This window comes from Mycolicibacterium novocastrense, from assembly GCF_001570485.1.
Classification (GTDB): Bacteria; Actinomycetota; Actinomycetes; order Mycobacteriales; family Mycobacteriaceae; genus Mycobacterium; species Mycobacterium novocastrense.
The window spans coordinates 34,842-49,207 of the sequence record NZ_BCTA01000099.1; the positions used below are offsets into that span (position 1 = coordinate 34,842).

Genomic DNA, 14,366 nt, shown 5'->3' on the forward strand with positions numbered 1-14,366 from the left:
CGATGGATGAGCTGCGCTTCGACGGTCAAGTGGCCGTCGTCACCGGCGGCGGCAGGGGGCTGGGCCGCTCATACGCCTTGCTGCTGGCCCAGCGGGGCGCCAAGGTCGTCGTCAACGATCCGGGCGGCAGCCTGGCCGGTGAGGAATACGATCCGGTCCACCCGCCATCCGATCGACCGGGCCCCGCCGAAGAAGTGGTCCGCGAAATCACCTCTGCCGGAGGGGAAGCCGTGGCCAACACCGACTCGGTGGCCACCCCGGCCGGTGGACGGTCGATCGTCGAATCGGCCCTGGAGCACTACGGGCGCATCGACGTCCTGATCCACAACGCCGGCATCGTGCGCCGCGCTCCGCTCGCCGAGATGACGTATGACGACTTCGAAGCGGTGCTCGACGTTCACCTCCGCGGCGCGTTCCACGTTGTGCGCCCTGCCTTCCCGGCGATGTGCGACGCGGGCTACGGGCGCATCGTGTTGACGTCCTCGATCGGCGGCCTGTACGGCAATCACCAGGTCGCCAACTACGCGGTCGCCAAGGCCGGCGTCGTCGGGCTGTCCAACGTGGCCGCGATGGAGGGCGCCGCACACAGCGTCAAGAGCAACGTGATCGTGCCCGCCGCCGTGACCCGGATGGCCGAGGGCATCGACACGTCCGCGTATCCACCGATGGGCGCCGAGTTGGTCGCCCCCGCGGTGGGGTGGCTGGCGCACGAATCATGTTCGATCACAGGTGAAGCGCTGATCGCGCTGGCCGGCCGGATCGCTCGGGCCGCAGTCGTGGAGACGCCTGGGGTCTACCGGCCGTCGTGGTCGATCGAGGACGTCGGCGCGCAGATCGGTGCGATCCGCGACATGTCCGAACCGGTGGTGTTTCCCGTGGTGCCCGACGGGCACGGCGATCACATCAAGTACAGCTTCGCGATGGCGCAGAAGGGCGGTGTGCATGCCTAGCGGCCCGCTGACCGGCGTGCGTGTCGTCGACCTCACCGCGATGGTGATGGGTCCGTACTGCACCCAGATCATGGCGGACATGGGCGCCGACGTCATCAAAATCGAACCGCCGCAGGGGGATAACACCCGCTTCATCTCCGTGGGTCCCTCGCCGGGGATGAGTGGGGTGTTCGTCAACGTCAACCGTGGTAAGCGCAGCGTGGTGCTCGACCTGCAGACCGAACACGGAAAGGCGGCGATGCGCGCGCTCATCGAACGGTCCGACGTGTTCATCCACTCCATGCGCGCCAAGGCGGTCGCCAAGCTGGGCTTCGGCTACGACGACGTCGCGGCCATCAATCCCGCGATCGTCTACACCAACTGCTACGGCTATGGCCGCCGCGGACCCGACCGCGACCGCCCCGCCTACGACGACACCATCCAGGCCGAGGCCGGATTGCCCGCGGTGCAAAAGCAATTGACCGGAGAGGCCGATTTCGTCGGCACGATCATGGCCGACAAGGTCGGCGGGCTGACCGCCCTCTACGCGACGATGATGGCGCTGTTTCATCGCGAGCGCACCGGGGAGGGCCAGGAGGTCGAGGTCGCCATGTTCGAGACGATGGCGTCGTTCATGCTGGTCGAACATGCCAACGGCGCCATGTTCGACCCCCCGCTCGGTCCCGCCGTGTACCCGCGCACGGTCGCACCGAACCGCAGGCCGTATCGGACCAGCGACGGGTACATCGCCGCTCTGATCTACAACGACAAACATTGGAACGCGTTCATTGACGCTGTGCAGCCCGCGTGGAACAACGACAGCTACGCCACCCTCGAGAAGCGTGCGCACAACATCGATGTCGTGTACGGGCTGCTGGCCCAGACCATGACGGAACGCACCACCGCCGAATGGCTGGATCTGTTCGGGAAACTCGAGATTCCCGCCGCGCCGCTGAACACCCCCGACGCGCTGTTCGACAACGAACACCTGAACGCGGTCGGACTCTTCGAGACCGTCGAGACCGCGGACGGGCCGGTGCGCTTCCCCGGGGTGCCGACGTGGTTCTCCCGCACCCCCGGCAAGGTCGCGGGCCCCGCACCGACGCTGGGCGCCGACACCGACAGTGTTCTCCAAGAGCTCGGTGACCTGGGCCTGGCCGCGGCAGCGCCCGAGTCGGTGTCCGCGCCCGAGCCCGCTGGCACGCCTCAGCCGGCCGAGCCCCCTCCCGCCGAGACTGCGCTTTCTGACGGAAACGGGCCGAATCTGGTCAAAAACCGCAGTTTCGGCGCGTCGGAGGTGGGGTGAGAGTGGATTTCGCGATGGGCGCCAAGGCCGCGGAGTTACGCAATGAGCTGCGCGCACTGGTCAAAGAGCAGGTGCCCGAGAACTATCTGGGTGCGTTCACCGACGATCCCGCCGATTTGGAGATCGCACAACGGTTCTGCCGCATGCTGGCCGAACGCGAACTGCTGTGCCTGTCGTGGCCGAAGGAGTTCGGCGGTGGTGGGGCGTCGGTGTGGGAGCAGACGGTCGTGCGCGAGGAGATGTGGGCGCACCACGAACCGCGCGGCGCCCAGTACATGGGCGTCAACTGGGTCGGCCCGATCATCATGCGGCACGGCACCGAGGAGCAGCAGCGCACACACCTGCCGCCGATCGCGCGCGGCGAGGTCATCTGGTGTCAGGGCTTCTCTGAACCCGAGGCCGGCTCCGATCTGGCATCGCTGCGCACCACGGCCCGACGCGACGGTGAGGGCTGGCTGGTGAGCGGGCAGAAGATCTGGACCTCCTACGCGACGATGGCGCAGTGGTGCTTCCTGCTGGCCCGCACGTCGCGCGGTGAGAAGAAGCAGCAGGGCCTCACGATTTTCCTTGTCCCGATGGATGATCCGGCGATCCAGGTCCGCCCGATCCGCTGCATGATGGGCCCGCATCACCTCAACGAGGTGTTCTTCGACGACCTGCGGGTCACCGAGGCCGATGTGCTCGGGACGGTCGATGCGGGCTGGTCGGTGGTGCAGGACGTGATGGCCTTCGAGCGGGTGGGCATCGCCCGCTACGCACGCTGTGAACGACTGCTGGCCGCGGCGCCCACCGTGCTCGGCGACCGCTGGGACGACCTGCCCGCCGAATTGCGGGGGCGGTGGGTGCGGATGCTGACGCACTGTCGGCGTGCTCGGCTAATGGCGTACCGCGTGGTGTCGCTGCAGAGCAGCGGACGCATTCAGCCCGGTGACGCCGCGGCCTACCGGATCGCGGTCACCAAGCTCGACCAGGACAGCGCGGAAGTCCTGATGGACATCGCGGCAGAGGTGTCGCACGACGATCCCCGCGCCTCCTGGTTCCTCGGCGAGGTTGAGGACCACTGGAAGTACTCGCAGGCCTCCACCGTGTCGTCGGGCAGCATCGAAATGCAGCGCATCCTGCTGTCGCGGGCCATGCTGGCGGCGTCGAAATGAGCGAGATGATCCTCGACCTGTCCGATGACGCCAAAGAGTATGGGCGCGAGGCGCTTCGGGCATTCGAGGCGGCCGGCGGCGATGAGCTCGTCCAACAGGCCGAGGCCAAACCCGAGGCCCGTGAGTCGTTGGTCGGCGCGAGCCTCGCGGGGCTCGGCGCCTGGGAACTCGATGCGCGCAGCGACGCCGACGGCCTGGAAGCGGCCGCGGCGCTGTGCCGCAGCGCGGGATACTGGGCGCTGCCGTATCCGGTCGCGGAACGGCTGGCCGCCCCGACCGATCTGGACACCGACGGCCTGATCGTGGTGGCCGGCAACCGGCCCGCCGCAGCGGTGGCCGGGACCGAGAGCCGTTGGACGACAGTCACGCTGGACGGCACTCGCAGCACCGTGACCGAAATAGGTCCCGTCGGGCCGGGTTTCGTCTCCGAGTTGAAGACGGCCGTCGTCGACGACCAGGGTGCCGCGGATGTCGCACTCGGACTGGTACTGCCGTGCTGGACGCTGCTCGGCATGCTCGACCGGGCGATCGAGCTGACCGTCGCTCACGTCAGCCTGCGCAAGCAGTTCGGCCAGACGCTGTCGTCGTTTCAGGGTGTGCAGTTCCAGCTGACCGACGCCGAGGTCGAACGCAGCGGCCTCGACATCCTCGCCAAGTACGCGTTGTGGAGCATCGCCACCGCCCGGCCCGAGGCGCTCACCGACGCACTCGCACTGCGGTTGTCGGCGCTCGAAGCCGCCGAAGTCGTGTTCCGCGTATGCCACCAGTTGCACGGTGCGGTCGGCTTCTGTGACGAGACCACCCTGTCGTGGCTGTCCCGTTACAGCCAGCCGTTGCGACGGCTGCCTCTCGGGCTGTCGGCGACCCGCGATGCCTTGACCCGCGAGGCGGGCCGCGCAGGCCTGACGGGGTTGTACGCATGAAGGTCGCGGTGATCGGCACCGGCTTCGGCAAGCACGCCGCGGCCCCCGCGTACGCTGCAGCGGGCTTCGATGTGGAGGTCGTCAGCCCGCGCGACGACGCCGCGGTCAAAGCCGCGCTGGCCTCGGATGTCGACCTGATCTCCGTGCACTCCCCGCCGTTCCTGCACCTCGAGCACGTCACCGGCGCCATCGAACACGGGCATGCGGTGTTGTGCGATAAGCCATTCGGACGCAACGCCGACGAGGCGGCGCAGATGCGCGATATGGCCCGTGATGCGGGCGTCCTGCACTTCCTGAACTTCGAGTTCCGGTTCAACGAATCATGGTCACGGCTCAAGGAGCTGGCCGACGGCGGGTCGATCGGCACACCCAGGCACCTGCACTGGACGTTCTTCGGAAGCGGGCTGCGTGGCCGCAAACTCGGCTGGATCAACGACCGCGAACTCGGCGGCGGCTGGATCGGCGCCTACGGCTCCCATCTGATCGACTTCACCCGGTGGCTCTTCGGCAGCGAGATCACCGAATGCGGCGGCATCACCCGCATCGACGGATCGCCCGACCAGGCCACCGCCGAGGATGCCTACTCGGCATGGTTCGCAATGGCCAACGGCTGCACCGCCACTCACGACACCGGTTTCGCGGCCGCGGTGCCCACGCCGCCGTCGGTCACGCTGCTGGGCAGCGACGGCACCGTCGAACTGACCGCCGATACGACGCTGGTGGTGCGCCGGCCCAGCGCTGATCCCGAGACCACTGAATTCGCACCGCCGCCGCGGCGCTCACCCCCGCCTGCGCTCTCGGCGTTCTTCGGACACGTCGCCGAGGCGTTGCGCAGCGGGACTCAGATCACCCCGGGCTTCGACGACGGCCTGGCCGTCGCGCGCGTGATGGACCACCTGCGGGCCGGGGCGGTGTGCCTATGACCGCCGAGCTCGACCGGTTTCGGCAGATGGTGCGGCAGTGGTGCGTCGAGCACATCCCGCCAGACTGGCGCGAAACACAGACCGGCGCAACCGATGAGCAGTTCGTCGCCTTCCAGAAGCAGTGGTTCGCCGAACTGCACAGCGCCGGCTTCGCCGTCCCGCACTGGCCTGCCGAATGGGGCGGCGGAATGTCGGTGGCCGAACAGGTCGTGCTGTATCAGGAACTGGCCGCGCACGACGCCCCGCGACTGGTGCTCGCGTTCGTCGGCATCCACCACGCCGCGTCGACGCTGTTGGTCGCCGGCACCGAAGAACAGAGGCGACAGCACCTGCCTGCGATCCTCGACGGCGAGATCTGGGTGCAGGGCTTCTCCGAACCCGAGGCCGGCTCAGACCTGGCGAGCCTGCGCACCACCGCGCGCAAAGAGGGTGACTCGTACGTCGTCAACGGCCAGAAGCTGTGGGCGAGCGGAGGCAAGCACGCGGACTGGTGCCTGCTGCTGGCTCGCACCGACCCGGATGCGCCGAAGCGCGAGGGGATTTCGTACTTTCTGCTCGACATGAGCACTCCCGGCGTCGAGGTCCGTCCCATCCGCAATGCGATCGGCGACTCGCACTTCTGCGAGATATTCCTCAACGACGTGACGATCCCCGCAGCCAACCTGATCGGGGCGGAGAACGACGGCTGGCGGGTCGCCCAGGCCACTCTGGGCGCCGAGCGCGGCATGACGATGCTCGAACTCGCCGAGCGCCTCGGAAACGCGGGCTTTCGCTGGCTGGTCCGAAGCGCTCCCGTCGACGACCCGATCGTCGCCGACCGGCTGGCGCAGTTCGAAACCGAGATCACGGGCCTTCGGGCGCTGTGCCGAAAGGTGGTCGAGGACAACGAGAGAGGCACGGCCAGCCCGGCCGACGCCTCGATCGTCAAACTTTTCTACAGCAAACTACTTCAGCGCATGACCAACTTCGGCGCGGAAATCGGCGGGTTGACCGCCCACACCGAACTGGCCAAGCCGATGTCAAGTGGCTGGGAGTCGGGCGCGTGGGTGCTCGACTTCATCGGATCGTGGGAATGGACGATCCCCGGCGGTGCGAGCGAGATCCAGCGCACGATCATCGGCGAACGCGGACTGGACCTGCCACGGGAACCGAGCGCCGTCTGATGACCGACTTCACCGAATTCCACGACGAACTGCGCTCGGTGGCAGGCGATCTGCTCGCCAAGGACCGCAACCTCGAATGGCCGACGCTGATCGATGCCGGCTGGGTCGGGCTCGAGGTGCCCGAGCAGTTCGGCGGCGCGGGTGCGTCGTTCGCCGAGGTCGCGGTGATCTGCGAGGAGATCGGACGCGCCGCCGGCGACACCCACTTCCTCGGCAGCGCGGTGCTCGCCGCCGCAGCGCTGAACGCGGTGCGGCCCAGCGACACTCGCGACAATCTGCTCACCGAACTCGCCAACGGCGCGACCCGGATGACCGTCGCGCTGGAACCGCACGACTTCGTGCCCGACGCCGAGGGTGCGGACCGGGTGCTGATCGTCACCGACCGCGGCATCGCCGTGACCGCACAACAAGCCACGCCGCGCCCCGTCGTCGACGAGACGCGGTCGCTGGCGGCCGTGTCACCGGATACGGCGGGCGCCGAACTGTTGCCGTTCGCCGACGACACCGCCGTGCCACGCCTCCGCGACCGCGCCGCCGTGGCCATCGCCTGCGACAGCCTCGGTCTGAGCGAGGCCATGCTCACCGCCACCGTCGGATACGTGAAGGTGCGTCAGCAATTCGGCAGGGCCATCGGCTCGTTCCAGGCCGTCAAACACGCCTGCGCCGACATGCTCGTCAGCATCTCCGTGTCCCGCCAACTCGTCGGTGCCGCAGTGCAGGCCGTCGCCGAGGACGCACCGGATGCCGGAGTCGCCGTCTCCATGGCCAAGTCGTACGCCTGCGCGGCCGCGGTCGACATCGCCGGCAAGGCCATGCAATTGCACGGCGGCATCGGATACACGTGGGAGAGCGGCATCCACGTCTACCTCAAACGCGCCACCCTGAACCGATCACTGTTCGGCTCTCCGTCAGCACATCGCCAAGAACTAGCCAAGCGCTACCAGTAAAGGAGCTTCACATGGGTGTACCCGTATACAAGCGCATACTCGACCTGTTCGAGGCCGAGGGCGTCAACACGCTGTTCGGCATCCCCGACCCCAACTTCGTGCACATGTTCACCGAAGCCGACGCCCGCGGATGGTCGGTGGTCGCACCGCACCACGAGCTCAGCGCCGGGTTCATGGCCGAAGCGGCATCGCGGATGACGGGCACGCCGGGACTGTGCATCGGAACGCTGGGCCCGGGCATGGCCAACATCGCGGGCGCGATCCAGTGCGCACTCGTCGAGAATTCACCGGTGATCTTCCTCGGCGGGCAGCGCGCCCGCGTCACCGAGCGTCGGGTGCGTCGCGGTCGCATCCAATTCGTCCAGCAGGAACCGCTTTTCGAGGCTTCCGTCAAGTTCAGCAGCTCGATCGAGTACGCCGACCAGACCGACGAGATCATCCGCGAGGCGATCCGTCGATCCATGTCCGGTACCCCCGGCCCCAGCTACGTCGAGTACCCGTCTCACGTCATCCTCGAAGAACTCGACGTGCCGGATCCGTTGCCGCCGCACCGGTATCGCCTCGTCAATCAGGGCGCAGGCGAACGCGAGGTCGCCGAGGCGGTCAAACTGATCAAGGCGGCGAAGAACCCAATCCTGCTGGTGGGCCACGGAGTCCACACCTCGCGCACCCAGGAACAGGTCAGGCAGTTGGCCGAGCTGATGGCCTGCCCGGTGATCCAGACCTCGGGTGGCACGTCGTTCATCCCGGGCCTGCAGGACCGCACGTTCCCGTACCTGTTCTCCCCGGCGGCCAACGAGGCCGTCGAGAAGTCCGATCTGTGCGTGGCGCTGGGAACCGAGCTCGGTGAGCCCATGCACTACGGCCGGACCCAGCACTGGGCGGAGGGCGACGCCAACCGCAAATGGGTTCTCGTCGAACAGGATCCGACTGCGATCGGGGTGAACCGACCGATCGACGTGCCGCTGGTCGGCGATCTGCGCGGTGTGGTCCCGCAGCTGGTCGAGGCGCTGCGCGACAACCCGCGGACACCGTCGGCCGACTTCGAGGCACTGATCAAGGCAGACGCCGCCGAACTCGCCCGGGTGGCCGAAGAAGCGCCGAGCGGTCGCTCGCCGATTCACCCGGCCCGCTACGTCGTCGAGGCCACGAAGGCCTTCGACGAGTGCACCGAGGACGGCATCCTGGTCCGCGACGGCGGCGCGACGGTGATCTTCCAGTGGACCTACTCGCAGACCAAGCCACGCGACGTGATCTGGAACCAGAACTTCGGCCATCTCGGCACGGGCTTGCCGTACGCGGTCGGCGCATCGGTCGCCGAGGGCCGCAAACGCCCGGTCATGCTGCTCACCAGCGACTCGGCGTTCCTGTTCCACATCGCCGAACTCGAGACGGCGGTGCGGGAGAACCTGCCGCTGGTCTGCGTCGTCGGGGTCGACCATCAGTGGGGCCTGGAGGTCGGCGTCTACAAGCGCACGTTCGAACAGCCGTCGCCGCAACCCGGCGTGCACTGGAGCAAGGACGTCCGGCTCGACAAGGTCGCCGAGGGTTTCGGGTGCCACGGCGAGTACGTCGAGAAGGACGAGGAGATCGGCCCGGCGATCAAGCGGGCGTTCGCCAGTGGTAAGACCGCCGTCGTGCACGTCTGCATCGACCCGAAGGCCAACTCCGAGGAGATGCCTAAGTACGACCGATTCCGCACCTGGTATGCAGAAGGCACGCAGTAGGACCACGTAATAGAGAAGAGTAGAGCCATGCGTGAATATCTGAAGTTCTACATCGACGGCCAGTGGGTCGACCCGATCCGGCCCAACAGCCTCGAGGTCGACAACCCGACCACCGAACAGGTCTCCGGCAAGATCGCGATCGGTTCCGCGGCCGACGTCGACGTCGCGGTGCAGGCCGCCCGCCGGGCCTTCAACACCTGGTCACAGACCAGCCGCGACGAACGACTCGACCTGCTGCAGGCGATCATGGGCGAGTACCAGAAGCGCGCGGGCGACCTCGCCGACGCGGTCAACGAGGAGATGGGCGCGCCGGCGTCGCTGGCGGCCGGCCCGCAGGTCAACCTCGGGCTCGGCCACCTCGCCACGGCCATCGAGGTGCTGAAGAACTTCGAGTTCGAAGAGCAGCACGGCGCGACGCTCGTCGTGAAGGAGCCGATCGGGGTGTGCGGGTTGATCACGCCGTGGAACTGGCCGATCAACCAGATCGCCTGCAAGGTGTTCCCCGCGCTGGCCACGGGCTGCACGATGGTGCTCAAACCGTCGGAGGTCGCACCGTACTCGGGCCAGATCTTCACCGAAATCCTCGACTCGGCAGGCGTTCCCGCCGGGGTATACAACATGGTGTTCGGTGACGGGCCGGGCGTCGGAGCGGCACTGTCGGCCCATCCCGACATCGACATGGTGTCGTTCACCGGGTCGACGCGCGCGGGTGTCGACGTCGCCAAGAACGCGGCGCTGACCGTCAAGCGCGTCACCCAGGAACTCGGCGGTAAGAGCCCGAACATCGTCCTCGACGACGACGACTTCGCCAAGAGCGTGACCGCGGGTGTCTCGGTGATGATGATGAACAGCGGTCAGAGCTGTAACGCACCGTCGCGCATGCTGGTGCCGAATTCCCGCATGGACGAGGCGATCGCGATCGCCCGCGAGGTGGCGGGCGCGGTCAAGGTGGGCGACCCGGACGACAAGACCGCGATCGGACCGGTGGCCTCCAAGGCGCAGTTCGACAAGATCCAGGGCCTGATCCAGAAGGGCATCGACGAGGGCGCGACCGTCGCCGTCGGCGGCACCGGACGGCCGGACGGGCTCGACAAGGGCTACTACGTCAAGCCGACGGTGTTCGCGAACGTCACCAACGACATGACGATCGCCCGCGAGGAGATCTTCGGCCCGGTGCTGTGCATCCTCGGCTACGACGACCTCGATCAGGCGCTCGAGATCGCCAACGACACGGAATACGGTCTGGCGGGCTATGTTTCGGGCGCCGACCTGGAGAAGGCCCGCGCGGTGGCGCGGCGGATCCGGGCGGGCTCGGTGGCCATCAACCACGGCTTCGACATGGCCGCTCCGTTCGGCGGCTACAAGCGCAGCGGCAACGGGCGCGAGTGGGGCCACTTCGCGTTCGACGAGTTCCTGGAGATCAAGGCCGCGCTGGGCTACGCGCCGGAGGCCGCCGGATAGGGATGTCGGTGTCCAAACAGTCGCTATTCGACTGTTTGGACATCCGAATCGCAAGCGGTTCAGCGCGTATATCGTCACGTGGGTGACGGTACGAGGCGAGAAGTACGAATACGGCATCGATTTCGACCGCATCGCGGCGATCGACATCCACACCCACGTCGAGATCGACTGCCACGGCCACAAGGCCTACGTCGACGAGCTCGTCGAGGCGACCGAGAAATACTTCAAGATGCCACCGGGCGCCACGGCCGGTGTCGACGCGGTCGCCGACCTGTACCGGCAGCACAACACGGCCTCCGTCGTCTTCACCATCGACGCGCGCACGGCGATGCGCCACGTACCGAACTCGATCGAGGACCTCGTCGCCGGCGCCGCGCGCAACAACGACGTGCTGATCCCGTTCGGCAGCGTCGACCCGTGGCACGAGCGGCGCGCGGTGCACCGCGTGCACGAGCTCATCCGCGACTACGGGGTCAAGGGCTTCAAGTTCCATCCGAGCATGCAGGCGTTCGAACCCAACGACCGTCGCTTCTACCCGATCTACGAGGCGATCACCGAGGCCGGACTGCCCGCGTTGTTCCACACCGGGCAGACGGGGATGGGCTCGGGCCTGCCGGGCGGGCACCGCATCAAGCTGCGCTACTCCGATCCGATGCTGCTCGACGACGTCGCCGCCGACTTCCCGGATCTGACGATCGTGATGGCCCATCCCGCGGTGCCGTGGGTCGACTCGCAGATCGCGATCGCCACGCACAAGGCCAACGTGTACATCGACCTGTCCGGGTGGAGCCCGAAGTACTTCCCGCCGCAGCTGGTCCGCGCCATGAGCCGGCAACTGCGCACCAAGGTCCTGTTCGGCACCGACTTCCCGTACATCCAGATCGACCGGTGGCGTGCCGACTTCGACACCCTCGATATCGACCCGGCGGTGCAGTCGCTGATCTACAAGGAGAACGCGCTGCGGGTCCTGGGGGTCGCGCGCTAGTCCGATGAGTTTTCGGGCGGACGGCGGTCTGCACCGGTGACTGACCACTCACCGAGAAGGAGACCATTGTGCCCGTCCGCAATTCCGCCCCCGTGGGCGCCCCCACCTGGATCGACCTGGCGTCCTCCGACGTCGAACGCTCGCAAGCCTTCTACGGCGAGGTGTTCGGCTGGACGTTCGAGTCGGCGGGCCCCGAATACGGCGGCTATGTCACCGCGTCCAAGGACGGCAGGCCGATCGCCGGCCTGATGTTCAACGACCCGCAGTGGAACAGCCCGGACGGCTGGACCACCTACTTCCACACCACCGACGCCAACGCCACCCTCGACGCGGCGATCGCCGCGGGCGCGACGACGTGCGGAGCACCCGTGATGGAGGTCAAGGACAAGGGCTGGATGGGCATGCTGTCCGACCCCAGCGGCGCGTTCGTCGGGCTGTGGCAGCCGGGTGGGCACCGCGGATTCGAGGTCGTCAACGAGCACGGGGCACCGGTGTACTTCCAATGGACCGGGCGCGACTACGCCAGGTCGCAGCAGTTCTACCGCGACCTGTTCGGCTGGCAGCTCGAGACGGTGTCCGACACCGACGAATTCCGTTACAGCACGGCAAACTTCGACGGTGAGGCGTTGCTCGGCCTGATGGACGGCAGCGCCTTCCTCCCCGAGTCCGAGCCTTCGCACTGGAACTTCTTCCTGGGCGCCGACGACGTCGACAAGACCGTGCAGTTGGTCCTCGACAACGGCGGCGCCGTGATTCGCGGCGCCGAGGACACGCCGTACGGTCGGTTGGCCGCGGTGGCCGATTGCACCGGGGCGGCCTTCAACCTGTCCTCGCTGCGGTGAGCGAGCGTCAGGCGGTCATCAGGTAGTCGGTCCTGCCGACGAAGACGATGCTCGCCGGGTTCGGCGTGGTGGCCGCGTCGACGACGGCGTCGGCGAAGGTCATGTGGCTCATGTCGCCGGACACCACCGTGAGCTGCACGCCGGCCTGGCGGAACTCCGAACGCCTTGTCAGCAGGGCGGTTTCGCCGGCCCGCATGCTGGCCGCGACGGCCGTGTACCCCTTGGGCACCGCCTTGTCGGGGAAGAAGTGGGCCTGATGGCTGGTGACAAAGACGATCCGTCCGCCGACCGGCATCAGCGGTAGAGCCGCCAGGGCGAGCCGGCGTTGGGCGTCGCGGTTGAGGCGCATCGCGCAGTCGGGGTCCGCACCGGTGTCCAGCGCGTCCGACGAGTTGAGGATCAACGTGTCCAACCGACCGAAGCGCGATGCGATGCCGTCGATCACCTCCGCGGATTCGACCTCGTCGGAGATGTCGCGCGTCACGGCGACGTGGGTGTCGGCGCCGGCGAGCTGGCGCGCGACACGCGCGCCGAGGCCTCTCGAGCCGCCGGTGACCAGGACGATTCGTTCGGGTTGGTGATCCATGTCGGGCTCCTTCCGTCGCTGCGCGCCCGCGTGGCCCCAACCGTACACCTATTTCTAAGAAAAATAAGGTCTATCTAAGGTCACAATAAGGTAGCCGTCGGTCATGATGGTGGCGTGGAGTCGACCCGCATAGACCGGTGGTTGTGGTCGGTCCGGTTGGCGAAGACCAGGCCCGACGCCGCCGAGGCATGCCGGGGCGGGCACGTCCGGATCAACGGGCGGCCCGCCAAGCCGGCCACCCCGGTATCGCCCGGCGACGAGGTGCGGGCCCGCCTCGGGCAGACCACGCGCGTGGTGGAGGTGTTGCGGGTGATCCACAAGCGGGTGGGCGCGGCCGACGCGTCGACGTGTTATCTCGACCGGACACCCAAGCCTGCGGTCACCGAAGCGGTGCAATTCGCGGCCCGCGATCGCGGTGCGGGCCGACCGACCAAGCGCGATCGCCGGATGTTGGAGAGGCTGCGGGCTCGATGAAGTTCAGCCTGTCGGGGCTGCGAGCTCGAAGTCCGCGAAATCGAAACCCGGCACCACGACGCAGCTGACCAGGCTCGGCTCGTCGTCGCGGGGGCGGGCGCGCTGCCAGTGGCCCGGCGGCACGACGAACTGGGGCTGCTCGCCGGCGAGGATGTCGACCCCCAGTAGATGCGTTGTGGCGCGGTCCTGTTCGGGCCCGACCTCGAGCAGTAGCGGGCTGCCCGCGTGGAACAGCCACAGCTCGGCACTGCGCACGGTGTGCCATGCCGACTGCTGACCGGGCATCAGCAGGAAGAGGATCGCCGTACCGGCGCTGCGCGGGCCGGTGTAGTCCGGCGGCAGTGCGGACTGCGGCACCATCAGGTCACTGCGCCACGTCTCCCTGTACCACCCGCCCTCCGGATGGGGGGACAGGTCGAGGCGCTGCGCCCATTCCGGAAGATCGGTCATTCCAGTACCTGCCTTTTTCGTTTTGGACACTCCAGACTAGAGACCGGGGCGGTGCGATCCAGCCGGATAGGCTCGTGGCATGTCGCGAGTGCGCCCCGGATGGCTGGTCGCATTGTGCGGGGCGATCGTGTCGGTGAGCGCTTGGCTGCCGTGGCTGACCGCGAACGGCGGCCGGGTCAGCGCGATCGGCGGCATCTTCGGTGACCTCCCCACGCCGAAACCCGGATTCGGGGTGGGCCAGTTGATCGTGCTGCTGGCCTCGTTGCTGATCGTCGCGGGTGCGATGTCGGCCCGAGGATTCTCGGCTCGCATCGCATCGACTGCCGCGCTGGCCATTTCGGTGCTACTGGTGGTCCTCGCCGTGTGGTACTACCGGCTCTACGTGTACCCACCGGTGTCGGCCGGCTACGGGCTCTACCTCGGCGCCGCCGTCGCCGTGGTGGCGGTGGTCTTGTCGGTGTGGGCGATGGTGGCCGCGTGGGCGACGGTCGCCTAG

General features: G+C 67.7%; 15 protein-coding genes. 13 read left to right on the forward strand and 2 right to left on the reverse strand.

Annotation, left to right across the window (positions count from 1 at the left end):
• The first annotated feature begins 2 nt into the window (after positions 1–2).
• The 11 genes from RMCN_RS29485 to RMCN_RS29535 all read left to right on the forward strand — a co-directional run bounded on the left by RMCN_RS29485 (position 3) and on the right by RMCN_RS29535 (position 12,360).
• Positions 3–950 carry an SDR family NAD(P)-dependent oxidoreductase gene (locus tag RMCN_RS29485; RefSeq protein WP_067396677.1) on the forward strand — a complete coding sequence of 316 codons (948 nt, stop codon included), beginning with the start codon at positions 3–5 and terminating at the stop codon, positions 948–950.
• Positions 943–2,235, forward strand: coding sequence for a CaiB/BaiF CoA transferase family protein (locus tag RMCN_RS29490; protein WP_067396679.1), 1,293 nt, complete (start codon positions 943–945; stop codon positions 2,233–2,235). Before RMCN_RS29485 ends, RMCN_RS29490 begins: the two co-directional genes overlap by 8 nt.
• A 14-nt stretch (positions 2,236–2,249) precedes the next feature.
• Entirely contained in the window at positions 2,250–3,389 is a 1,140-nt protein-coding gene (locus tag RMCN_RS29495; RefSeq protein WP_201029008.1) for an acyl-CoA dehydrogenase family protein, read from the forward strand.
• 5 nt (positions 3,390–3,394) lie between these two features.
• Positions 3,395–4,312, forward strand: a complete 918-nt coding sequence (locus tag RMCN_RS29500; RefSeq protein WP_067396805.1) for an acyl-CoA dehydrogenase family protein — start codon at positions 3,395–3,397, stop codon at positions 4,310–4,312.
• The gene (locus RMCN_RS29505; RefSeq protein WP_067396683.1) at positions 4,309–5,235 is read left to right on the forward strand and encodes a Gfo/Idh/MocA family protein; all 927 of its coding nucleotides are present in this window, start codon (positions 4,309–4,311) and stop codon (positions 5,233–5,235) included. The genes RMCN_RS29500 and RMCN_RS29505 overlap by 4 nt, the downstream gene beginning before the upstream one ends.
• Positions 5,232–6,398 carry an acyl-CoA dehydrogenase family protein gene (locus RMCN_RS29510; RefSeq protein ID WP_067396685.1) on the forward strand — a complete coding sequence of 389 codons (1,167 nt, stop codon included), beginning with the start codon at positions 5,232–5,234 and terminating at the stop codon, positions 6,396–6,398. The genes RMCN_RS29505 and RMCN_RS29510 overlap by 4 nt, the downstream gene beginning before the upstream one ends.
• A complete protein-coding gene (locus RMCN_RS29515) occupies positions 6,398–7,345 on the forward strand; it encodes an acyl-CoA dehydrogenase family protein (protein WP_067396687.1) in 948 nt (315 codons plus the stop codon). Before RMCN_RS29510 ends, RMCN_RS29515 begins: the two co-directional genes overlap by 1 nt.
• Positions 7,346–7,356: 11 nt before the next feature.
• Positions 7,357–9,072: a thiamine pyrophosphate-binding protein gene (locus tag RMCN_RS29520; RefSeq protein ID WP_067396689.1), complete on the forward strand. Its 1,716-nt coding sequence runs from the start codon at positions 7,357–7,359 to the stop codon at positions 9,070–9,072.
• A gap of 27 nt (positions 9,073–9,099) precedes the next feature.
• Positions 9,100–10,533, forward strand: coding sequence for an aldehyde dehydrogenase family protein (locus RMCN_RS29525; protein ID WP_067396690.1), 1,434 nt, complete (start codon positions 9,100–9,102; stop codon positions 10,531–10,533).
• Positions 10,534–10,615: 82 nt separating this feature from the next.
• Positions 10,616–11,518, forward strand: coding sequence for an amidohydrolase family protein (locus tag RMCN_RS29530; RefSeq protein WP_067396692.1), 903 nt, complete (start codon positions 10,616–10,618; stop codon positions 11,516–11,518).
• 68 nt (positions 11,519–11,586) lie between these two features.
• Positions 11,587–12,360, forward strand: coding sequence for a VOC family protein (locus RMCN_RS29535; RefSeq protein ID WP_067396694.1), 774 nt, complete (start codon positions 11,587–11,589; stop codon positions 12,358–12,360).
• A gap of 7 nt (positions 12,361–12,367) precedes the next feature.
• On the opposite strand, the gene RMCN_RS29540 is transcribed toward RMCN_RS29535, so the two are convergent.
• Positions 12,368–12,946, reverse strand: a complete 579-nt coding sequence (locus RMCN_RS29540; protein ID WP_067396696.1) for an SDR family oxidoreductase — start codon at positions 12,944–12,946, stop codon at positions 12,368–12,370.
• 114 nt (positions 12,947–13,060) lie between these two features.
• Between RMCN_RS29540 and RMCN_RS29545 the strand changes: the two genes are divergently transcribed.
• Positions 13,061–13,420 carry an Hsp15 family ribosome-associated heat shock protein gene (locus RMCN_RS29545; protein WP_067396698.1) on the forward strand — a complete coding sequence of 120 codons (360 nt, stop codon included), beginning with the start codon at positions 13,061–13,063 and terminating at the stop codon, positions 13,418–13,420.
• 3 nt (positions 13,421–13,423) lie between these two features.
• Here the strand turns inward: RMCN_RS29545 and RMCN_RS29550 are convergent, their stop codons facing one another.
• Positions 13,424–13,870 carry a cupin domain-containing protein gene (locus RMCN_RS29550; RefSeq protein WP_067396700.1) on the reverse strand — a complete coding sequence of 149 codons (447 nt, stop codon included), beginning with the start codon at positions 13,868–13,870 and terminating at the stop codon, positions 13,424–13,426.
• A gap of 79 nt (positions 13,871–13,949) precedes the next feature.
• Here RMCN_RS29550 and RMCN_RS29555 point away from each other — a divergent pair, with 79 nt between their 5' ends.
• Positions 13,950–14,366, forward strand: coding sequence for a hypothetical protein (locus RMCN_RS29555; RefSeq protein ID WP_064412181.1), 417 nt, complete (start codon positions 13,950–13,952; stop codon positions 14,364–14,366).

Bases quoted from the DNA above. Each gene is read 5' to 3' on its own strand.
- RMCN_RS29485 (WP_067396677.1), top strand. From the start codon at position 3: ATGGATGAGCTGCGCTTCGACGGTCAAGTGGCCGTCGTCACCGGCGGC.
- RMCN_RS29490 (WP_067396679.1), top strand. From the start codon at position 943: ATGCCTAGCGGCCCGCTGACCGGCGTGCGTGTCGTCGACCTCACCGCG.
- RMCN_RS29495 (WP_201029008.1), top strand. From the start codon at position 2,250: ATGGGCGCCAAGGCCGCGGAGTTACGCAATGAGCTGCGCGCACTGGTC.
- RMCN_RS29500 (WP_067396805.1), top strand. From the start codon at position 3,395: ATGATCCTCGACCTGTCCGATGACGCCAAAGAGTATGGGCGCGAGGCG.
- RMCN_RS29505 (WP_067396683.1), top strand. From the start codon at position 4,309: ATGAAGGTCGCGGTGATCGGCACCGGCTTCGGCAAGCACGCCGCGGCC.
- RMCN_RS29510 (WP_067396685.1), top strand. From the start codon at position 5,232: ATGACCGCCGAGCTCGACCGGTTTCGGCAGATGGTGCGGCAGTGGTGC.
- RMCN_RS29515 (WP_067396687.1), top strand. From the start codon at position 6,398: ATGACCGACTTCACCGAATTCCACGACGAACTGCGCTCGGTGGCAGGC.
- RMCN_RS29520 (WP_067396689.1), top strand. From the start codon at position 7,357: ATGGGTGTACCCGTATACAAGCGCATACTCGACCTGTTCGAGGCCGAG.
- RMCN_RS29525 (WP_067396690.1), top strand. From the start codon at position 9,100: ATGCGTGAATATCTGAAGTTCTACATCGACGGCCAGTGGGTCGACCCG.
- RMCN_RS29540 (WP_067396696.1), bottom strand. From the start codon at position 12,946: ATGGATCACCAACCCGAACGAATCGTCCTGGTCACCGGCGGCTCGAGA.
- RMCN_RS29550 (WP_067396700.1), bottom strand. From the start codon at position 13,870: ATGACCGATCTTCCGGAATGGGCGCAGCGCCTCGACCTGTCCCCCCAT.
- RMCN_RS29555 (WP_064412181.1), top strand. From the start codon at position 13,950: ATGTCGCGAGTGCGCCCCGGATGGCTGGTCGCATTGTGCGGGGCGATC.